Origin of the sequence: Haloarchaeobius ordinarius, from assembly GCF_051801355.1 — an archaeon.
Lineage (GTDB): Archaea > Halobacteriota > Halobacteria > Halobacteriales > Natrialbaceae > Haloarchaeobius.
The window spans coordinates 2,393,080-2,411,068 of record NZ_CP196560.1 but is presented as its reverse complement, the minus strand read 5'-3'; the positions used below and the strand labels follow the sequence as shown (position 1 = coordinate 2,411,068).

The following is a 17,989-nucleotide window of genomic DNA, read 5'->3' as shown; positions in this document are numbered from 1 at the left end:
TTGCCAGCTACCCATACTTTTCCAATAAGTCATCTCTCTTTTCGCTTACATCGCCGATATTATCGTACAAGTCCTCTTGGTCCGAGTTTGAAGTCTCTCCACCGGATCTGATGTCGGCTATAATCGCCTTATACCGTAGCACTTGAGAATACAACTCAACGAATTCTACTAACTCTGAGTCATCGTTACTGAACCCGCCGAGTAAACCTATGTCGAGTGCATTCGATTCATAAATTGTCGTCGGTATCGAACCAGGACTTGGAACATCATCCTCAGAGAGCTGTCGGGTCGGTGGAGAACTGACCCGATTCATTTGCTTTGCACAGGATTCAATCCCTTCCATCTCTTGAATCTCGGTGACCAACGCTCTCTTCAGTTTACGTCTTTCCCAATTCTGTTTCGCTGCATAGACCAGAACCGCAGCAAGAAAAGAAACAAGAACGCCAACGACTGTAGAATCTGGAACTCCGCAAGAATTACACTCCTGGGCGGCTGTCGTGAAAAAATCTGGAGGGATTCCAGTCGTCGAGTTGGGCATAGTCTTACGCAATAACGATATTTCGACTCTCATAAATATTCACAAATCTCATTCCGACTAACGAACTACTAATTACAGAGAAAAGTGCGGGATATGGAATTTTTTCGCGCGCACCCCAAGGGGGTGCGATTCACGTGCGCCACCACGAGGGCGGCCGTGTAATTTCAATAGGTGCGCCTTTGCCACACGTTCTAACGGGAAACCGGAATTCCGATTTCCGGTTCGGGTGGCCAGGGCACGGCGGTCTGTGCCCTGGCCTACCCGCGCCGAGGTCATGGTCATGGCTCAGAAGGGGCTGAAACGAGCAGAATACGCCGAAAAAGAGGAGTCGAGAGAGTGTTGCCACTCTCCAGTGCCCCGCTATCGGGGCTCGTCGTCCGAGTCGGTGCCGCCGTAGTACTCGGCCAGCTCGTCGCGAGTTGAACCAAACACAAAACAGGACTCGCCGGGAGTCCCTCGAGCGAGCGAAGCGAGCGAGTGGGACTACGGCGAGTCCACTGACTGACCGAGTGAAACGAGGGAAGGAAGTGGACTCGCCGGGATTGTGAACCCATTGTGAGACGGTCCTGCTCGCTTCACTTCGTTCCGCTGCGCGGGCTGCGACTCACAGGGCTTCAAATCCCGTCTCGACGTTCTCAACTCGCGACGCTTGCGACTCGCTTCGCTCGTCGGTTAGCGTCGCGAGAATTGAGTGGACTCGCCGGGATTTGAACCCGGGGCCTCTCCCATGCCAAGGGAGTGATCTACCTCTGATCTACGAGCCCTCGAACGCATTCAATCGTTGTCGGGGGGTATTGATAAACCCCTCGAAACGAGTCGGTGACGGCACCGTGTCCCGTGTCGCAGCTTCACACGAAACGGTGGTGTCTCTCGCGGGCGAGTAGAAACCCTTTAGAGGCGCACCAGGCAACGAACATTCGGGAACAGCACGGCCGTAAATCTGACTCGCCGGTGGGCTTCCGCCGGCTTGGGATTACGGAGGTGCTCCCGACAGGGACAGCTGTCTCTGTCGGATTCACACGTCTTTCGCGGTCTGTTGTTCCTATCATCTACCAATGGCCAGAATGCACACTCGCCGTCGCGGCAAGTCCGGTTCGGACCGACCCGTGACGGAGGAACCCCCGGAGTGGAGTGACGTCGACGCCGAGAAGATCGAAGAGCGCGTCGTCGAACTGGCAGAGCAGGGCTACGACCCGTCGCAGATCGGTATGAAGCTGCGCGACGAGGGCGTGACCGGCACACCCGTCCCCAACGTCAAGCTGGCGACGGGCAAGAAGGTCACCGAGATCCTCGAAGAGAACGACGCCACCCCTGACCTGCCCGAAGACCTGCGCAACCTGATGGAGCGTGCTGTTCGCCTCCGCGCACACATGGAGGAGAACCAGCAGGACTTCCAGAACAAGCGCGCACTCCAGAACACGGAGTCGAAGGTCCGCCGCCTCGTCTCGTACTATCGCGGTGACGAGCTGGACGCCGACTTCGAGTACTCCTACGAAGACGCCGCGGAACTCCTCGAAGGCTAAGTCGAACTGAATGTCGCACTCGAGTCGCACCGCCGACGGGGCCGCCGACGCCACCAGTGACATCGCTGGGGCGCTGGAGCGGGCCTCGTTCGTCCACGTCGTCGCCCGCGCAGACGGAGACGCAGTCGCCGCCGCAGGGTTAGTCGCGAGAGCGCTGGGTGACGCCGGGACGCCGTTCCAGGTGAGCGTCGGCCGGACGGTCGACGAACGCACGGAGCGGGTGGCGCGAGTCGCAGAAGACGCCGAGACGACCGTGCTGGTCGTCGGGTCGTCCGAGGCCGAGGCACATCACCTCGACCCCGCGGACGAACCGGCGAGCGTGGCCGCGTGGCGGCTGGCGGGCGACCTCGGTGGCACACCGGATTCGGTCCTGGCACTGGCCGGGGCCGTCGCGGCGGGCGTGACGCCCGGCGCGGGTGCGACCGAAGGACTCGTGGACGCCGCCGAGACGAGCGGGCGACTGGTCCGCCGTCCCGGTGTGGCGATTCCGACCGACGACGTGGCAGACGGACTTGCAGCCTCGACGTTAGTGCACGCGCCCTTCTCGGGCGAGCGTGCAGTCGCAGACGAACTCGTTGCCGACCTCGACCTCACGGACGAGACGACACCGGACGCCGAGACGCAGGTAGACGACGATTCGCGGCGCACGCTGGCGTCGCTGGTCGCGGTCGAGACGGTCGGTGCGGACGACGCCACGACGCGGGCCGGGGACGTCCTCGGACGGGCGCTCCGGCCCTACACCACGCCCGACGGTCGGTTCGCCACGGTCGGCGGCCTCGCGGACGTGCTCGACTGTGCGGCAGTGGGTGCGCCCGGCACGGGCGTGGCGCTGGCGCTCGGGCACGACGTTCGCGAGGGCGCGCTGGACGCGTGGCGCGAGACGGCTCACGCGGCCCACACGGCGGTCCGCGAGGCGACGACACACCGCTACGGTGGATTGTTCGTCGCGCGCGTGGACGACGCGCCGGTGCAGGTCGCTGCCAGACTGGTGCGTGACTTCCGGTCGCCGGAACCCGTCGTGCTGGTCGTCAGCGACGACGAAGCCGCGGCCGCGGCCGTAGACGACCGCGACCTCGCGGGCGTCGTGGCACGGACCGTCACGCAGACTGGCGGTGCGGCCGACGGCACCCCGCGGACGGCGTACGCGACCTTCGAGTGCGAGACGAAACAGTTCATCACCGCCTTCAGGGAGGCACTATGACACGACGCGCGACGATTCGGACCGAGCACGACCGCCCCGAGTTGGTGGCGGCTGCGGTTCGGCCGGACAACACCGACGAGATGCAGACGAGGGTCGAAGACGGCACCGTCGTCACCCACATCGAGCGGGAGACGACCGGCGGCCTGCACTCGACCGTGGACGATTACGTCGTGAACGTCGACGTCGCGTCACGAGTGGTACAGCACGCAGAGCAACAGACTACACACAAATCATGAGCGAACGATCCGTTTCCCGCAAGAAACAAGAGAAGCGGTGGTACACGCTGCACGCCCCGGAGCAGTTCGACCGGGAGGAGCTCGGTACCACACCCGCAGACGAACCGGAGAAGGTGCTCGACCGCACCATCGAAACTACCCTCGGTGACCTCACCAACAACGCGAGCGAGAACAACACGAAGCTCAAGTTCAAGGTGACCGACGTCGGCAGCGACGCCGCGTACACCGAGTTCGTCCAGCACGAGCTGACGCGTGACTACCTCCGTAGTCTCGTCCGTCGTGGCGCGTCCAAGATCGACGCCCACATCACCGTGCTGACGAAGGACGACTACCGCGTCCAGATTCAGCCCGTCGCGTTCACCACGAAGAAGGCCGACCACAGCCAGGAGCGTGCCATCCGCAAGCGGATGATCAAGCTCGTCCGCGAGAACGCGCGTGAGCACACGTTCGACGACCTCATCGACTCCATCGTGGAGGGTCGACTCAGCTCGGCCATCTACGGCGAGGCGAAGACCATCTACCCGCTCCGCCGGGTCGAGATTCAGAAGGCGACCCTCGAAGCGCGCCCCGAAGAGGTCGCGGCCGAGGAAGAGACTGCCGTCGACGTCGACGAGGAAGACGTCGCAGTCGACGTCGAGGACGAGGACGCCGAGGCAGCGGCCGAGGCCGACGAGTCCGAAGACGACGAAGAGTAAGTCGCGACGCGAGTCGCCGACGGATTATTTTTCGACGATAACCCGGCCAGCCATGCCGCCGCGTTCGTGCGGGATGCAGACGTAGTTGTACGTCCCGGGGACCTCGAACGTGTGCGAGAACGATTCGCCGGAGGGGATGGCGCCACCACGTTCGCCGAACCAGGCGTCACGCGCGGCGTCCTCGTTCTCGTATCCCCCGGAGGCGAAGTATGCGGCCTCGTCGGGGATGGCTTCCTCGTAGGCGGTGACGGTGTGGGCCTTGCTGGAGGTGTTCTTCCAGGTGACGGTGTCGCCCACGCTGACGGTGAATTCGCTCGGTCGGAACGCGCTCGCTGCCATCCCGATGTCGCACCCGTCGGCGCAGTTGAGTCGCGAGGTCGAACCGACGGCGAGGCAACCGGTCAGGCCGGCGAGTGTCGAACCGCTCACCGCAGCGAGGAACGTACGGCGCTTCATACGCGGCCGTTGGGAACTCTCTAATATATGCACCCCGGTCGATGCCCGACAGGTGAGAACCGCCGCCGTGCTGTGTGCCAGTCGCACTGGCGGTGGGTCGGACTCGCTGCCGGTTCGACCGCGAGCGGCCCGAGACCGAAAGAGCGTAAAACGGGGCAAGCCAACCGGGGTGATATGTTGCCCCGGTTCGTCGGCCGACTGAGTCTCGCGGACGTGGTGACGACCGCGAACGCGTCGCTGGGATTCGTGGCTGTCGTCGTCGCGTTCCAGGACGTGGAGTTGGCCGCGAGACTCGTCTTGCTGGCGGGCATCGCCGACGGCCTCGACGGCGTGGTCGCGCGGTATTCGGGCGGGTCGAAAGTCGGTCCCTACCTGGATTCGCTCGCGGACGTGGCTTCCTTCTCGGTCGCGCCTGCGGTCCTCGTCTACGCGGCCGCGACGGCCTCGTGGCCGATCTCGTTCGGCGACCTCACTGTGCGGACGGTCGCGGCGCTCAGCGTCCCGGCGCTGTTCGTCGCGATGGGTGTCGTCCGACTCGGCATGTACACCGCCTACGACACGGCCGACGAGTTCACCGAGGGCGTGCCCACGACGCTCGCGGCGACTATCCTCTCGGCAGCGGTCCTCTGTGGCATCACCGACGCCACGCTCTTGCTCGCGGGCACGGCCGTGTTCGTCTACCTGATGGTTTCGACCATCCGGTACCCCGACCTGCTGGCGCGCGACGCGCTCCTGATGGGCGTCGTCCACGGGCTCGCCGTGTTGTTCCCCTATTTTTACGGCCGTACGTTCCCGTGGGCCATCCTCACACTGGCTCTCGCCTACCTGCTGGCGGGGCCCTGGTTCTACTGGCGCGGGGGGCGGGTGCTGGCGAAATGGTATGGAAACGCTTAGGAACACGCTGGTCCGAGTTTCCCGCATGAACGTGACGGCAACGGGGGCCAATCATGAGTGAGAACGAATCCGATGCCGATGCCGACGCCCAGTCCGAGTCCGAGGACGTGAGCGTCGAGTCGCTTTCCGAGCGCCTCGAGGCAATCGCCGAGGACCTCGAATCCGCCGAGACCGAAGCCGACCTCGACGACGTCGAGAGCGACCTCGACGCCGTGGCGGCCGACCTCGAAGCCGCCGACCTCCCCGAACCGGAGGACGACGACGAGGAGGACCCGGCCGACGAGCTGGAGTCCCGCCTCTCGGACCTGCGCGACGAACTCGAGGACTCGCGCGGCCCGTACGCCGAGGAGGTCGTCGACGACATCGAGGAGGCCAAGTCGACCATCGAGGACACGCGCTGGACGGAGACCGGCGAGTCCGAGGTCGTCGACGCCGTCGACTCCTTCCTCGCGACCGACGAACTCGACGTGGACGCGACGGTCGGCAGTGTCGACGACGCGGCCGACGCCCTGGGCGACGCCATCGACGCGGTCGAGGGACTCGCGCTCGACCCCGACGACGACGCAGCGACCATCGAATCCTTGCTCGACGCGAGCCAGACGCTGCTCTCGGACCTCGAAGACGCCGAAGAGTGGGACGACCTGAGCGTGCGCGAGCAACTCGACTTCCACGGCTTCTACGACGTCCTCGACCACCGCAAGGACTATCCGCCGGAGTGGCACGCCATCAAGGTGTTCGAGCGTGACATGGAGCCCGAGAAGATCCTCATCGGCCTCGACATGTTCGAGTCCGACTTCATGCAAGAGCACTGCATGGAGGCGCTCGGACGCCTCGGCCCGGAGGAGGCCATCGAACCGATGCAGAACCTCGCACAGCGCCGCGACAAGCAGGCCATCTCCGTCCTCGGCAAGATCGGCTCCGAGGAACCCGTCGAGATGCTGCTCGACTACGTCGACGCCGACTCCGACCCGGCGCTCCAGAAGGTGACGTTCAAGGCACTCGGTGAGATCGGCGCCGAAGCGGCCGTCCAGCCGCTCGCGAACAAGCTGGCGGTCGAGAACCACATCATCCGGTCGCGCGCCGCCCGCGCCCTGGGTCTCATCGGTGACACTCGCGCCATCGAACCGCTCGCGGACGTCCTCGAAGACGACGAGGAGGACACCGTCCGCGCCAGCGCCGCCTGGGCGCTGAACCAGATCGGGACCGAGCGCGCGCTCGACGCGGTCGCCGGCTACAGCGACGACCGTTCGTTCCTCGTGCAGGACGAGGCCCAGAAGGCCGCGGTCGTCGACGAGGAGCAGGAGTCGGAGACGGCTGCCTGAACACCGGTCGACTCGCTGCTTTCCACGCGACCTTTTTTATACCAGTGAGCGGCCAGCATCTGCGTGTTCCGGAGGCTCGCACTCGTCGTGCTCGTGCTGTTCGCACTCGCCAGTTCAGGTCTGGGAGTGACGGCAGCGGTTGGCGACGATGGGGCCACTTCGCCGGACGCCGTGTCCGTCACGACGTCACCGAGCGCCCCGGCCAACGATTCTGCTCCGCGTATCGTCGCCGTCGCGCCCAATCCAGCGACGGCGGGCGAGCGCGGGGAGTACGTCGTCGTCACGTTCCCGGAGCGAACGAACCTCACCGGGTGGAGCATCGGCGACGACGAGGCGACTGCGGCCCTTCCGAACGTCACCGTCTCGGGACGGGTGGTCTTCACCGCCGACCCGGAAGCGGTCCGCCCGGACGTCGCCGACCGACCGCTCACGGTTCCCGACTTCCCCGCGCTGGCGAATAGTGGCGAGACGCTCGTCCTCGCCCGCGGCGACCGCGTGGTCCATCGTTTCGGATACGCGCGAGCCCCGTCCGCCGAGACGTGGACCGGTGACCGCTGGGTGCCGTACGGGGCGACCGACTTCGCGCCAGCGACCACCGGGGCGACGACCGTCCGGGCGTTCGTCACTCCCGATACTCGCGTCCCGCTCGACGCGATTCGAGCCGCCGACGAGCGCGTCGTGCTCGCCGGCTACACGTTCACGTCGGTCAGGGTGACTGACGCGCTCGTCGCGGCCGCCCAGCGCGGCGTGGCCGTTCGCGTCCTCGTCGACGGTGGGCCGGTCGGGGGCACGAGCGAGCAACAGGTCGCGCGCCTCGACCGGCTCGGCCGTGCCGGTGTCGCAGTCAGGGTCCTGGGTGGTCCCGCGGCCCGATACGACTTCCACCACGCCAAGTACGCCGTGGCGGACGACCGGGCGCTCGTCCTCACCGAGAACTGGAAACCGTCGGGGAGCGGCGGCCGCGCGAACCGCGGCTGGGGCGTCGAACTCCGCGGTGCTTCGGCGGACTCGCTCGCGCGGGTGTTCGAGGCCGACTGGTCGGCCCACGACACGATTCCCTGGCACGCGGTCCGCGACGGCGTGACCACGGTTCCGGCTGCGCCCGCGACAGGTGACTATCCCAGCCGCATCGACGCAGAGACGGTCTCCGTCGACCGGGTCAGGGTCCTCGTCGCGCCGGACAACGCCGAGCGCCGGCTCACCGCGCTCGTCCGCGGAGCGAACCACTCCGTCAGGGTCGAACAGATGGCGGTCGAGAGCGTCGAGACACCGCTCGTCCGGGCAGCCATCGCGGCCGCACGGAACGGGACGCGGGTCCGAATCCTCCTCAGCAGTGCGTGGTACGCCGAGGAGGAGAACGCTCGCGTCGCGGCCGAACTGGACCGCCTGGCCGCCCGTGAAGACCTCGACCTCGACGCGAAGCTCGTCGCGCCCGATGGGCGCTTCGAGAAGGTCCACGCGAAGGGCGTCGTCGTCGACCGCCGCCACGTGGTCGTCGGCAGCGTCAACTGGAACCGTCACTCGCTCCGCGAGAACCGCGAGGTCGCCGTGGTGCTCACCGGGGACGAGGTCGGCCGCTACTACGCGGCCGCCTTCGACGCCGACTGGTCCCGGAAGCAGCGGGTCCCGCCGATATTGTTGGCCACTGCACCAGTCGCAGCTGGAGGCGTCGCCATACTCCTCTATCGACGGGTCAGGTTCGAGACACGTGACGAGGTGGTCAAGCCCGTTCGGGACCTCTGAATCGGTATGAGTACCACGGCTGCACGAGAGTACGCGGTCGTCCACGAGGTGGCAAAGGCAGTCTCGGAGGCCGAGACGCTCGATGCGGCGCTTGAGGCCACAGTCGAAATCGTCTGCCGCCGCACCGACTGGCGGTACGGGGAAGTGTGGCGACCGTCGGGGACGGAACTCGTCCTCGGTCCAACGTATTCCAGGGATGGACCCGAGGTAGAGCGGTTCCGGGACGCTGCACGCGTACACACTATCGAACGGGGAACCGGTATCGCCGGCCGGGTCTGGGAGACACAGGACACGGTGTGGGTCAGAGACGTGACGTCGGTCACAGACGAGGAGTTCGTACGGAGAGACACCGCTCTCGGCGCGGGCTTTCGCGCCGCACTCGGCGTCCCCATCGTCGACCACAATGCCGTCGTCGCTGTGCTGGTGTTCTTTCTGGACGAGGCCCGCGGCCGGACGGAACGGATGGTCGCACTCGTCGGGACCGTCGCCATCCTCGGTGGGATGTACGCCCAGAAGTCACACTTCGAGGAAGTCGCTCGAAAGCACCTGACAATCGCCCGGTGTTTCCACGCCAGCCCTATCGGAATCGCGATTTTCGACACCGGCGGCACCCTCCTCGACCTGAACGAGCAGGCAGCGGCGATACTCGGCCGGTCGAAAGACGACCTGATCGGGACCGACTGTGATGCACTCGACCTCGACCCCGTCGACGAGGACGGAAACCCGATGGACGACGCTGTGCTCCCGGTCAAACGGGTCCTCGAGGAAGATGTACGCGTCCACGGCCTCCAGTGCGGTATCACCACCCGGACCGGCGAGCGCTGGGTCATCGCGAACGCGGCACCGGTGCACGACGAACACGGGGACATCGACCAGGTCGTCGTCGCCATCGAGGACCTCACCAGCCAGCACGTCTGGGAACAGGAGATAGAACGCCAGAACGAACGGCTCTCTCGGTTCGCGAGCGCCGTCTCACACGACCTCCGCACGCCACTCTCGACGGCGAGGACCTCGCTGTTGCTGGCGACGGAAGAGTGTGAAAGCGAGCACCTGACTCGAATCGACGGTGCGCTCGAACGGATGGACGCCATCATCGACGACGTGCTCTCGCTGGCCCAGGGCGGGAAGACGGTCGTCGACCCGGAACCCGTCTCCCTGCAGTCGGTCGCCGAAGCGGCGTGGAACTCGAGCGTGAACACGCCCGATGCGACCTTGACCGTCGAGACCGACAGGACGCTGTTGGCCGACGAAGAGCGGTTCCAGCGCCTGCTGGAGAACCTGTTCCGGAACGCGGTGGAACACGCCGGGGACGCGGTGGCCGTCCGCGTCGGCACGACAGGAAGCGGGTTCTTCGTCGAGGACGACGGTCCCGGAATCCCGGAACAGGACCGCGAGGACGTGTTCAAAGCCGGGTACACGACGGGGACGACCGGGACCGGCTTCGGGCTGGCCATCGTCCGCGAGATCGCTCGCGCCCACGACTGGTCAGTCGGTGTGACCGATGGGTCGCTAGGTGGCGCACGGTTCGAGTTCACCGTCGACTGACGTGACCGGCTCGTGTGACAACTCGGTAGTACTCGAGGAAATGTGTCGACACGCTGTTAAACGCCGAACGTGACAAGCCGCTCGGATTCCTCCTCTCAGACATGGCTACTGGGGGGAAGAAGGTACACGATTACGAACTCTTACACGAAGTCGCCCAGGCGGTCGCCGACGCCGAGTCGTTCGAGCAGGCGCTCGCCGACACCGTGGAACTGGTGTGTCGGTCGACCGAATGGGTGTACGGGGAGGTCTGGACCGTGGACCCGGAAAAAGAAGAACTCGTGCCGAGTGAGGCCTGGTACGGCACCGGCGACGAGATAGAGACGTTCCGGCGAGTCACCGAACAGACCTCGTTCACACGACGGGTTGGACTGCCAGGCAGAGTGTGGGATGCCGGCGAGGTCGAGTGGATTCGCGACGTCAGTGCCGAGCCACCCTCGTACTTCGTGCGGGAAGGCCCGGCACGTATCGCGGGACTCCGGGCCGCCGTCGGGGTCCCCATCATCGACATCGACGAAGTCATCGCCGTCCTGGCCTTCTTCATGGGCGAACCGAAGCCAGCGGACGACCGCTGGGTCCGTCTCGTCTCGACCATCGGTATCCTCGGTGGGCTGTACGCCCGCAAGGAGCGTGTCATCGAACTCGCAGAACACAAGGCCGACCTCGAACAGCGTATCGAGGCGAGTCCCGTGGGTGTCCTCGTCTTCGACACGGACGGGACGGTCGTCGACGTGAACACGCAAGGTGCCGAGATACTCGGCGCCGACGTCGACGACCTGCTGGAGACGAACCCCGAGGAGCAGGCGTTCGAATTCTTCGACATCGAGGGAACCGCCATCCCACCAGACGACCTCCCCGTCGCCCGTGTCGTCACCACTGGGAAACCGGTCCGTGGCGTCCAACTCGGCATCAGCACCCGTCGCGGTGACCGATGGGTACTGGTGAACGCGGCCCCCGTCACGAACCACTCCGACACCGTCGAGGAGGTCGTCGTGGTCGTCGAGGACATGACCAGCCGCTACAGCTGGGAACAGGAGATAGAACGGCAGAACGAGCGGCTCTCTCAGTTCGCCAATGCGGTCTCGCACGACCTCCGCACGCCGCTGTCGACGGCGGCGACCGCGCTCGCACTGGCCCGGGAGGACCCGTCCGACAGGAACTTCGACATGGTCGACTCGGCCCTGAGTCGGATGGACGCCATCATCGACGACGTCCTCCAGCTCGCCCGAGAGGGCAGGGCAGTCATCGCCCCGCAGCCGGTGTCGCTGGCGTCGGTCGCCGGGCGAGCCTGGGAGTCCATCGGTGCGCCCGAGGCCACGATGGAGGTCGTGGGCGACGTGACGGTCGTGGCCGACCAGGACCGACTACAGCGACTGCTCGAGAACCTCTTCCGAAACAGCATCGAACACGGTGGTCCCGACGTGACCGTTCGCGTCGGGCGTGCAGTGGGAGGGTTCTTCGTCGAGGACGACGGCCCCGGTATCCCGCCCGCCCAGCGCGAACGCGTGTTCGAAACCGGCTACACGACGGGCGAGGTGGGGACGGGGTTCGGTCTCGCTATCGTCCGCGAGATAGTCAACGCACACGACTGGGACGTGCGTCTCACCGAGAGTACCACCGGTGGTGCACGGTTCGAGATAGCAGTCAGGTGAGAAGAGAGAGGGCGGTCCCGGTCGGCGGTGTGGGCTCGTTCAGTCGTCCGACAGCGCCGACATGGAGGAGACGTCCTCGTCGATGTCGGCCTCGGCCATCTTCTCGACCAGCGCGTCGATGACCTCCTCGCGGCGGCCCTTCACGAACTTGATGGAGCCGACGACGAGGTGACCGCCACCGGAGACGCCACCGCCGACGATCTCCTCGTCGAGTTCGGTGACCATCCGCGGGATGTCCAGACGAACGCCGTCCGAGCGCAGCACCGCGAAGTCGGGACCGTACCCGATGGTGATGACGGGGTCGCCCGTCTCTTTCACCTTGCGGTCGTGAATCTCGCCCGTGGTCTTCCCCGGCGCAGGGTAGGTGAACCGGTGGGCGTAGTTCTCCACGTCGATGCGGTAGAGGTGTGCGCCGTTGTCGAGGTCCTCGTGTTCGAGGTGGGACATCGCGGCGTCTAGCTGGTCGTCGACCTCGGCGCGAGCGCGCTCGGCCAGGAAGTCGACGAGTTCCTCGTGACGGTCGCGGTCGTCACAGCCGACGTTGATGACGTCGTTGATGAGGTGGCGACCGGAGTCGTAGCGCAGCCAGTGAGCGACGTAGTCGAGCGCTTCGCTGATGTCGCGCAGGTCGTCCTCGGTGTAGCCCTCCTCGTCGGCGAGCGCGAGGTAGTCCTCCATGACCTCCGCCTTCGAGCGGTCTGCGAGACCGGCGACGGCGGGGACGTGGCGAATCTCGTCGGTCATCTCGGGGTAGATCATCCGCGCGAGTTCGACACACATCATGCCGGTCGTGATGCGGTAGTCCTCGCCGTAGGTGTACGGGTTGACGTGTTCCGCGAGGAGCGGTTCGACGGCCTCCGGGTCGGGGTGGTGGTGGTCGACCGCGACGATGGGGATGTCGTAGTGTGCGAGCGTCTGGTACGCCGGCACGTCCTCCTCGGTCGACCCGTTGTCGAGCATGAGGACGAGCGGGAGCTTCTGGCCGTGCTTCGCGCGGTCCTCCAGCGCGTAGTTCAGGTCACGGGTGGCGTCTTCCATCTCGTAGAACGGTGCCTTCGAGGGGAGGCGCTTGAACAGGTGGCGTGGGGCCTCGGGGTCCTCGTGGACCTCGGCGATGAACCGCTCGATGGCCTTCTGGACCGGGACCGAGGCGCACATCCCGTCGCCGTCGGCGTGGTGGCGGACGCGGATGGGACGCCCCTCGATGACGGTCTTGCGGAGCAGGCGAGCGACGTCGCGGAGGTCGTCCCGGAGCTTTTCGAACGCCTCCCACTCGACGAGTGGCTCGACCTCGTGGGGTTCGGCCCACGTCTCGAGGGCGTCCTCGAGACGGGTCTGGACCGCGGCGGCCTCCTCGCCGTCGAGGCGGGTCAGGCTGCCGACTTCGAGCTGGGTCGCGTCCTCGCGGGTCTCGGCGATACCGGTGACGCGGACCACGTCGTCCACTTCGACGTCGGGGTAAGCGCGGACGCCCGCGGACTCGAACGCCGCGGCCGGGACGACGCCGTGTTCGTCGCGTACCTGGAAGATGGTCGGGCCGCCGGTCTGTTTGATTTGCGTGACGACGCCTTCGACGTGCACCTGTTCGCCGAGACTCGCGTCGAGGGCGGTCGTCGCGGTCGGGCGGTACTCGTGAGTGACGGATTCGACGGTGTAGTCGTCGAGGTCGAGCGTCTCGAACGACATGTCACCGTCCTCTCGGACGTTCTCGAGGACGACGACGAGTTCGTCGCCGACCGCGAAGGTACCACTGAGATTGGACTCGTGGACGAGTCCGGAGACGGAATCGGAGAGGTCGACGAAGACGCCATATTCGACGATACCGTTGACGGTCGCGAGGTAGGGCGTGTCCTCCTCGACGTCCTCGACGGTACAATCGGGAGCCAGGTCGTACACGACGGTGTCGCCCCCGTCGTCGTCGGCGGCGTCGCCGACAGAGTCGGATGTCATCGTTACGGGTTCGTTTGGAACGACCGGGTATAACGCTTGTCAAGACGAGCGCGGCTTTCGGAACGTTTAGCACCGACGAGGCGCGAGGGTCGGGCATGGGACTGTTCGACCGGTTCTTCAAGCGCAAGGCAGTCGTGGGCATCGCCCGGGACACCATCGAGTTCGCGCTGGAGGCCGCGGAGGACACACACCCGAACGAGTACATGGGCATGCTCCGGGGGACCGACGCGAGGAAACTCGGCCTCGACACGGACGGCCACGTCGTCACCGACGTGCTCGTCATCCCGGGAACGACCTCGAACCCGGTGAGTGCGACCCTGGACTCCAACATGATTCCGAACGACATGCGAGCCCTCGGGAGCATCCACTCGCATCCCAACGGCGTCTTGCGACCGAGCGACGCCGACATCGCGACGTTCGGCCAGGGCACCGCGCACATCATCATGGGCGCACCCTACGGCCCGGACGACTGGCGGGCGTTCGACCAGGAGGGTGAACCGCGCGACCTCCCGGTACTGGACGTCGACCTGCCGGACCCGGAGTCCTTCTTCGACTTCACGCAAGCGGACATCGACGCGGATTTGCGAGATTGATATGACAGGGAACACCACGACCGTCATCGCACAGGGGACGTTCGACATCCTACATCCCGGCCACGTCCACTACCTCTCGGAGGCGGCGGCGATGGGTGACGAACTCCACGTCATCATCGCCCGCCGGGAGAACGTCACCCACAAGGAGAAACCCATCCTCCCGGACCGCCAGCGCCGCGACATGGTGGACGCGCTCGAGATGGTGACCGAAGCACACCTCGGCGACACCGAGGACATCTTCGTCCCGATCGAACGCATCGACCCCGACTACATCGTACTGGGCCACGACCAGCACCACGACGAGGCTGCCATCGCCGACGCCCTCTCGAACCGGGGCATCGACTGCGAAGTGCGCCGGGCGTCGGCTCGCGACCCACGGTACGAGGCCGAACTGCTCTCGACCGGCCGCATCATCGACCGCATCCTGAAACTGCGCGATTGAACCTGCTGGCCCGGCCCGACCGAGTCCCCGAGACCGCCCCGCCCGATAGAATCTTCACGTTGCTCCGGTAATCGTGAAAGAACCCACGAGAGACGATGCGTGAGGACCCGACGGCGATTCGTGTACTGGTGCTCGAACACGACGACCGACAGGTCCCGTCGACCGTCGAGGACCGGTTCCAGACCGTCCGGGCGTCTCCCGGGTCCATCGACGCCGCGGTGGACTGCGTCGTCGCGACCGCGGTGGCGGCGTTCGACGGGGTCACCGAGGTGTACGACCTGCCGCCGGGGACACCGGTCGTCGCCGCGGTTCCCGCCGACGAACGGGCTGCGGCCCTCGACGCGGGGGCGACATCGACGTGTGCGACCGGCCCCGACGTCGGCATCGCACTCGCCCAGACCGTCGAACGGGCGGTCCGGCGACGGTGGCGGGCCGCGAGCGAACAGGTCGACGAGGTACTCGGTCCCCACAGCGGCGAGACCCTCGAGACGAACCGCGCCGGCTTGCTCGCCATCACGGAAGCCGTCCCCGACCTCATCATCGTCTACGACGCCGATGGCCGGTACGTCGAGATAAAGACGAACCAGCAGGTGCTGGACTTCGACGTGCCCGAGGACGTCATCGGGATGACGGTCGACGAAGTGCTGCCGCCGGAGACCGCCGCGGAGATTCAGGACGTCATCGACGAGACGCTGGCAACCGGGGACGAACAGGAGACGGAGTACGACGTGACGTTCCAGGACGAGACGTTCTGGTTCGAGGCGCGGACCCGCCCGCTCGAAAGGATAGACGAGGAGTACGTCGTCTTCGTCGCCCGGGAGGTCACCGAACGCAAGGCGTACGAGACCGAACTCGAGCGCCAGAACGAGCGCCTGGCGGAGTTCGCACAGGTGGTCAGTCACGACCTCCGGAACCCGCTCAACGTCGCCCGGGGGAACCTCGACCTCCTCCGGCTCACGGACGACCTGGACCGACTGGACGGCATCGAGGCGTCGCTCGACCGGATGGCCGAACTCGTCGACGACCTGCTCACGCTGGCCCGGACCGGCCAGGATGTCGAGGACCCCGAGCTCGTGGACTTCGAGACGGTGGCGAAACAGGCGTGGGTGACGGTCGACGCCCCGGACGCGACCCTCGAGGTCGACCCCGCAGACAGCCCCATCCTCGCGGACGACGGCCGGCTACGACAGCTGTTCGAGAACCTGTACCGGAACAGCGTCGAACACGGTTCGACGGGCAGCCGGGCAGACCCCGACCACGCAGTTGAGCACGCCGGAGAGGGGGTCACCGTCCGGGTCGAGACGACCGACTCGGGCTTTCGCGTCGTCGACGACGGGCCCGGCATCGACCCCGCGGAGTGCGAGCGCGTGTTCGACCGTGGCTACTCGACCGAGCGGTCCGGGACCGGCTTCGGCCTCGCCATCGTCGATGACATCGTGAACGCCCACGGCTGGGAGATAACCGTGGTCGAGGCGCCAGAATCGTTGGGCGGAGCGTGTTTCGAAATCAGTGGTGTGCGGTTCTGCTGAGTGGCCGCCGGGTCAGAGGTAGCCCGCGTCCGCGAGGCGCTCGACGCCCTCGCGAAGCCGTTCTTCGCTGGCCGCGTAGGAGAGCCGCGCGTAGCCCGGCGTGCCGAAGGCACTGCCGGGAACGGTGGCGACGTGGGCGTCCTCGATAGCGCCCTCACACCAGGCGGCGTCGTCCTCGTCCACCGGGAGCATCATGTAGAACGCGCCGTCCGGGACGGCCACGTCGACGCCGTGCTCGGCGAACAGGTCGACGAGCAGGTCGCGCCGGTCCTCGAAGGCGTCGCGCATCTCGGCGACGGCCTCGTCGGTGTTCTGGAGCGCCTCGACGCCAGCGTGCTGGACGAAGTTCACGGCACAGGAGACCGAGTGGCTATGGAGCTTGCCAGCCTCGCTGACGAGTTCTTCCGGCGCGGCGAAGTAGCCGAGCCGCCAGCCGGTCATCGAGTAGGCCTTCGAGAAGCCGTTGACCGTGATGGTGCGGTCTTCCATCCCGTCGAGGGTTCCGAGGCTGGTCATCTCGACGCCGTAGGTTATCTCCTTGTAGATCTCGTCGGAGATGACCGCGAAGTCGTGCTCGACGGCGAGGTCGCGCACGCCCTCGAGGGCGGCGTCGGAGTACACCGCACCAGTGGGGTTCGACGGCGAGTTCACGACGAGCAGTTCCGTCTCGTCGCTGACGGCATCGGCGAGGTCGTCGAGTGCGGGTTCGAGCTGGAAGTCCGAATCGGAGAGGTCGACGCGGTTCAGCGAGCCACCAGCCATCTTCACCATCGCCTCGTAGGACACCCACGCCGGGTCCAGCAGGACGACCTCGTCGCCGTCGTCGATGAGGGCCTGGATGACCTCGTACAGCGCCTGCTTTGCGCCCGGGGTCACGATGATGTTCTCCGCCTCGTACTGGTCGAGGCCGTCACCGTGGAGCTTCTCCACGATAGCGTCTTTGAGCTGCGGGATACCGTTCGAGGACGTGTAGCCGGTGTGGCCGGCCTCCATGGCGTCCTCGGCGGCCTGCACGATGTTCTCCGGCGTCGGGAAGTCCGGCGCACCGACGCTCAGGTCCACCACGTCCACGCCGTCGGCCTCCAGGGCCGACGCCTTGTTCGAGATTGCCAGGGTTGCGGACGGTTCGACTCTCGTTACGCGGTCTGCGAATTCCATACTCATAGTCGTTCTACCAGTTTGACAGCACCCTCGACGGCCGACGCCGCGTTCTCGACGCGTTCGTACGCTTCGGCCGCGCTCATCCCCGGACCGGTGACGCCGAGCGTGACGGGTTTGTCCCGTTCGAGGCTCACGTCGGTCAACTTCTGGGCGGTCGCGTGCCCGATGACCTGGTCGTGGTCGGTGTCCCCGGTGATGATAGAGCCGAGGACGGCGACCGCATCCACGTCGTCACGGCGCGCGAGGCGGTCCGCCGCGAGCGGCGAATCGTACGCGCCGGGCACCTGGACCGTCTCGACGATGTCGGCACCGGCCGACTCGGCCGCCTCGCGGGCGGCCTCCTCCATCTGCTCCGTGACGGGCGCGTTGAACTCCGCGACCACCAGTCCGAGCGAGGTCATACCTGTGGGGTGGCAAGGGTCCATGAAAGTTCTACCGTTACAGTCGATACTGGTCGATTGTCAGGGACCGGGCCATGGGTGGTCGGTGCCGGGAATCTCCGGGTGGCGCGT

17 protein-coding genes and 1 tRNA gene are annotated in these 17,989 nt (G+C 66.1%); 12 read left to right on the top strand and 6 right to left on the bottom strand.

All coding sequences use genetic code 11. The features are described from left to right. Nucleotides 1-7: 7 nt before the first annotated feature. Both ACSC1R_RS12600 and ACSC1R_RS12595 read right to left on the bottom strand, forming a co-directional pair. Nucleotides 8-538 carry a hypothetical protein gene (locus ACSC1R_RS12600; protein WP_439026085.1) on the bottom strand — a complete coding sequence of 177 codons (531 nt, stop codon included), beginning with the start codon at nucleotides 536-538 and terminating at the stop codon, nucleotides 8-10. Between the two features lie 692 nt (nucleotides 539-1,230). Continuing rightward, nucleotides 1,231-1,302: transfer RNA gene (locus ACSC1R_RS12595), tRNA-Ala, on the bottom strand. 291 nt (nucleotides 1,303-1,593) lie between these two features. Between ACSC1R_RS12595 and ACSC1R_RS12590 the strand changes: the two genes are divergently transcribed. The 4 genes from ACSC1R_RS12590 to ACSC1R_RS12575 are packed head-to-tail and all read left to right on the top strand — an operon-like array spanning nucleotide 1,594 to nucleotide 4,193. Next, nucleotides 1,594-2,061 (top strand): 30S ribosomal protein S15, encoded by a 468-nt coding sequence (locus ACSC1R_RS12590; protein WP_439026084.1) that lies wholly within the window; start codon nucleotides 1,594-1,596, stop codon nucleotides 2,059-2,061. Nucleotides 2,062-2,071: 10 nt separating this feature from the next. Further along, nucleotides 2,072-3,262 carry an exonuclease RecJ gene (locus ACSC1R_RS12585; protein ID WP_439026083.1) on the top strand — a complete coding sequence of 397 codons (1,191 nt, stop codon included), beginning with the start codon at nucleotides 2,072-2,074 and terminating at the stop codon, nucleotides 3,260-3,262. Then, complete coding sequence (locus ACSC1R_RS12580; RefSeq protein ID WP_439026082.1) at nucleotides 3,259-3,498, top strand: KEOPS complex subunit Pcc1; 240 nt, start codon at nucleotides 3,259-3,261, stop codon at nucleotides 3,496-3,498. The genes ACSC1R_RS12585 and ACSC1R_RS12580 overlap by 4 nt, the downstream gene beginning before the upstream one ends. Beyond that, nucleotides 3,495-4,193: a 30S ribosomal protein S3ae gene (locus tag ACSC1R_RS12575; protein ID WP_439026081.1), complete on the top strand. Its 699-nt coding sequence runs from the start codon at nucleotides 3,495-3,497 to the stop codon at nucleotides 4,191-4,193. The genes ACSC1R_RS12580 and ACSC1R_RS12575 overlap by 4 nt, the downstream gene beginning before the upstream one ends. Before the next feature lie 24 nt (nucleotides 4,194-4,217). Here ACSC1R_RS12575 and ACSC1R_RS12570 read toward each other — a convergent pair whose 3' ends face one another. Further along, the gene (locus ACSC1R_RS12570; RefSeq protein WP_439026080.1) at nucleotides 4,218-4,649 is read right to left on the bottom strand and encodes a plastocyanin/azurin family copper-binding protein; all 432 of its coding nucleotides are present in this window, start codon (nucleotides 4,647-4,649) and stop codon (nucleotides 4,218-4,220) included. A 174-nt stretch (nucleotides 4,650-4,823) separates the two neighbouring features. Between ACSC1R_RS12570 and ACSC1R_RS12565 the strand changes: the two genes are divergently transcribed. The 5 genes from ACSC1R_RS12565 (at nucleotide 4,824) to ACSC1R_RS12545 (ending at nucleotide 11,802) form a co-directional block, all read left to right on the top strand. After that, nucleotides 4,824-5,543, top strand: a complete 720-nt coding sequence (locus ACSC1R_RS12565; RefSeq protein WP_439026079.1) for a protein sorting system archaetidylserine synthase — start codon at nucleotides 4,824-4,826, stop codon at nucleotides 5,541-5,543. A 53-nt stretch (nucleotides 5,544-5,596) separates the two neighbouring features. After that, nucleotides 5,597-6,865 (top strand): HEAT repeat domain-containing protein, encoded by a 1,269-nt coding sequence (locus tag ACSC1R_RS12560; protein ID WP_439026078.1) that lies wholly within the window; start codon nucleotides 5,597-5,599, stop codon nucleotides 6,863-6,865. Between the two features lie 63 nt (nucleotides 6,866-6,928). Further along, a complete protein-coding gene (locus ACSC1R_RS12555) occupies nucleotides 6,929-8,608 on the top strand; it encodes a phospholipase D-like domain-containing protein (protein ID WP_439026077.1) in 1,680 nt (559 codons plus the stop codon). A gap of 6 nt (nucleotides 8,609-8,614) precedes the next feature. Beyond that, on the top strand, nucleotides 8,615-10,153 hold the full coding sequence (locus tag ACSC1R_RS12550) for an ATP-binding protein (protein WP_439026076.1): 1,539 nt from the start codon (nucleotides 8,615-8,617) through the stop codon (nucleotides 10,151-10,153). A gap of 101 nt (nucleotides 10,154-10,254) precedes the next feature. After that, nucleotides 10,255-11,802, top strand: coding sequence for an ATP-binding protein (locus tag ACSC1R_RS12545; protein ID WP_439026075.1), 1,548 nt, complete (start codon nucleotides 10,255-10,257; stop codon nucleotides 11,800-11,802). Between the two features lie 39 nt (nucleotides 11,803-11,841). Here the strand turns inward: ACSC1R_RS12545 and ACSC1R_RS12540 are convergent, their stop codons facing one another. After that, the gene (locus ACSC1R_RS12540; RefSeq protein ID WP_439026074.1) at nucleotides 11,842-13,752 is read right to left on the bottom strand and encodes a DHH family phosphoesterase; all 1,911 of its coding nucleotides are present in this window, start codon (nucleotides 13,750-13,752) and stop codon (nucleotides 11,842-11,844) included. A gap of 95 nt (nucleotides 13,753-13,847) precedes the next feature. Between ACSC1R_RS12540 and ACSC1R_RS12535 the strand changes: the two genes are divergently transcribed. From ACSC1R_RS12535 to ACSC1R_RS12525, 3 genes are all read left to right on the top strand, one after another. Beyond that, the gene (locus ACSC1R_RS12535; RefSeq protein WP_439026073.1) at nucleotides 13,848-14,345 is read left to right on the top strand and encodes a Mov34/MPN/PAD-1 family protein; all 498 of its coding nucleotides are present in this window, start codon (nucleotides 13,848-13,850) and stop codon (nucleotides 14,343-14,345) included. A 1-nt stretch (nucleotide 14,346) separates the two neighbouring features. Next, nucleotides 14,347-14,787 carry an adenylyltransferase/cytidyltransferase family protein gene (locus ACSC1R_RS12530; RefSeq protein WP_439026072.1) on the top strand — a complete coding sequence of 147 codons (441 nt, stop codon included), beginning with the start codon at nucleotides 14,347-14,349 and terminating at the stop codon, nucleotides 14,785-14,787. 95 nt (nucleotides 14,788-14,882) lie between these two features. Continuing rightward, nucleotides 14,883-16,316, top strand: a complete 1,434-nt coding sequence (locus ACSC1R_RS12525; RefSeq protein WP_439026071.1) for a PAS domain-containing sensor histidine kinase — start codon at nucleotides 14,883-14,885, stop codon at nucleotides 16,314-16,316. A 12-nt stretch (nucleotides 16,317-16,328) separates the two neighbouring features. On the opposite strand, the gene ACSC1R_RS12520 is transcribed toward ACSC1R_RS12525, so the two are convergent. Together ACSC1R_RS12520 and ribH are read right to left on the bottom strand one after the other, a co-directional pair. After that, nucleotides 16,329-17,480, bottom strand: coding sequence for a pyridoxal phosphate-dependent aminotransferase (locus ACSC1R_RS12520; RefSeq protein ID WP_439026070.1), 1,152 nt, complete (start codon nucleotides 17,478-17,480; stop codon nucleotides 16,329-16,331). After that, nucleotides 17,477-17,878 (bottom strand): 6,7-dimethyl-8-ribityllumazine synthase, encoded by a 402-nt coding sequence (ribH, locus tag ACSC1R_RS12515; RefSeq protein WP_261650979.1) that lies wholly within the window; start codon nucleotides 17,876-17,878, stop codon nucleotides 17,477-17,479. The genes ACSC1R_RS12520 and ribH overlap by 4 nt, the downstream gene beginning before the upstream one ends. Nucleotides 17,879-17,989: the final 111 nt, after the last annotated feature.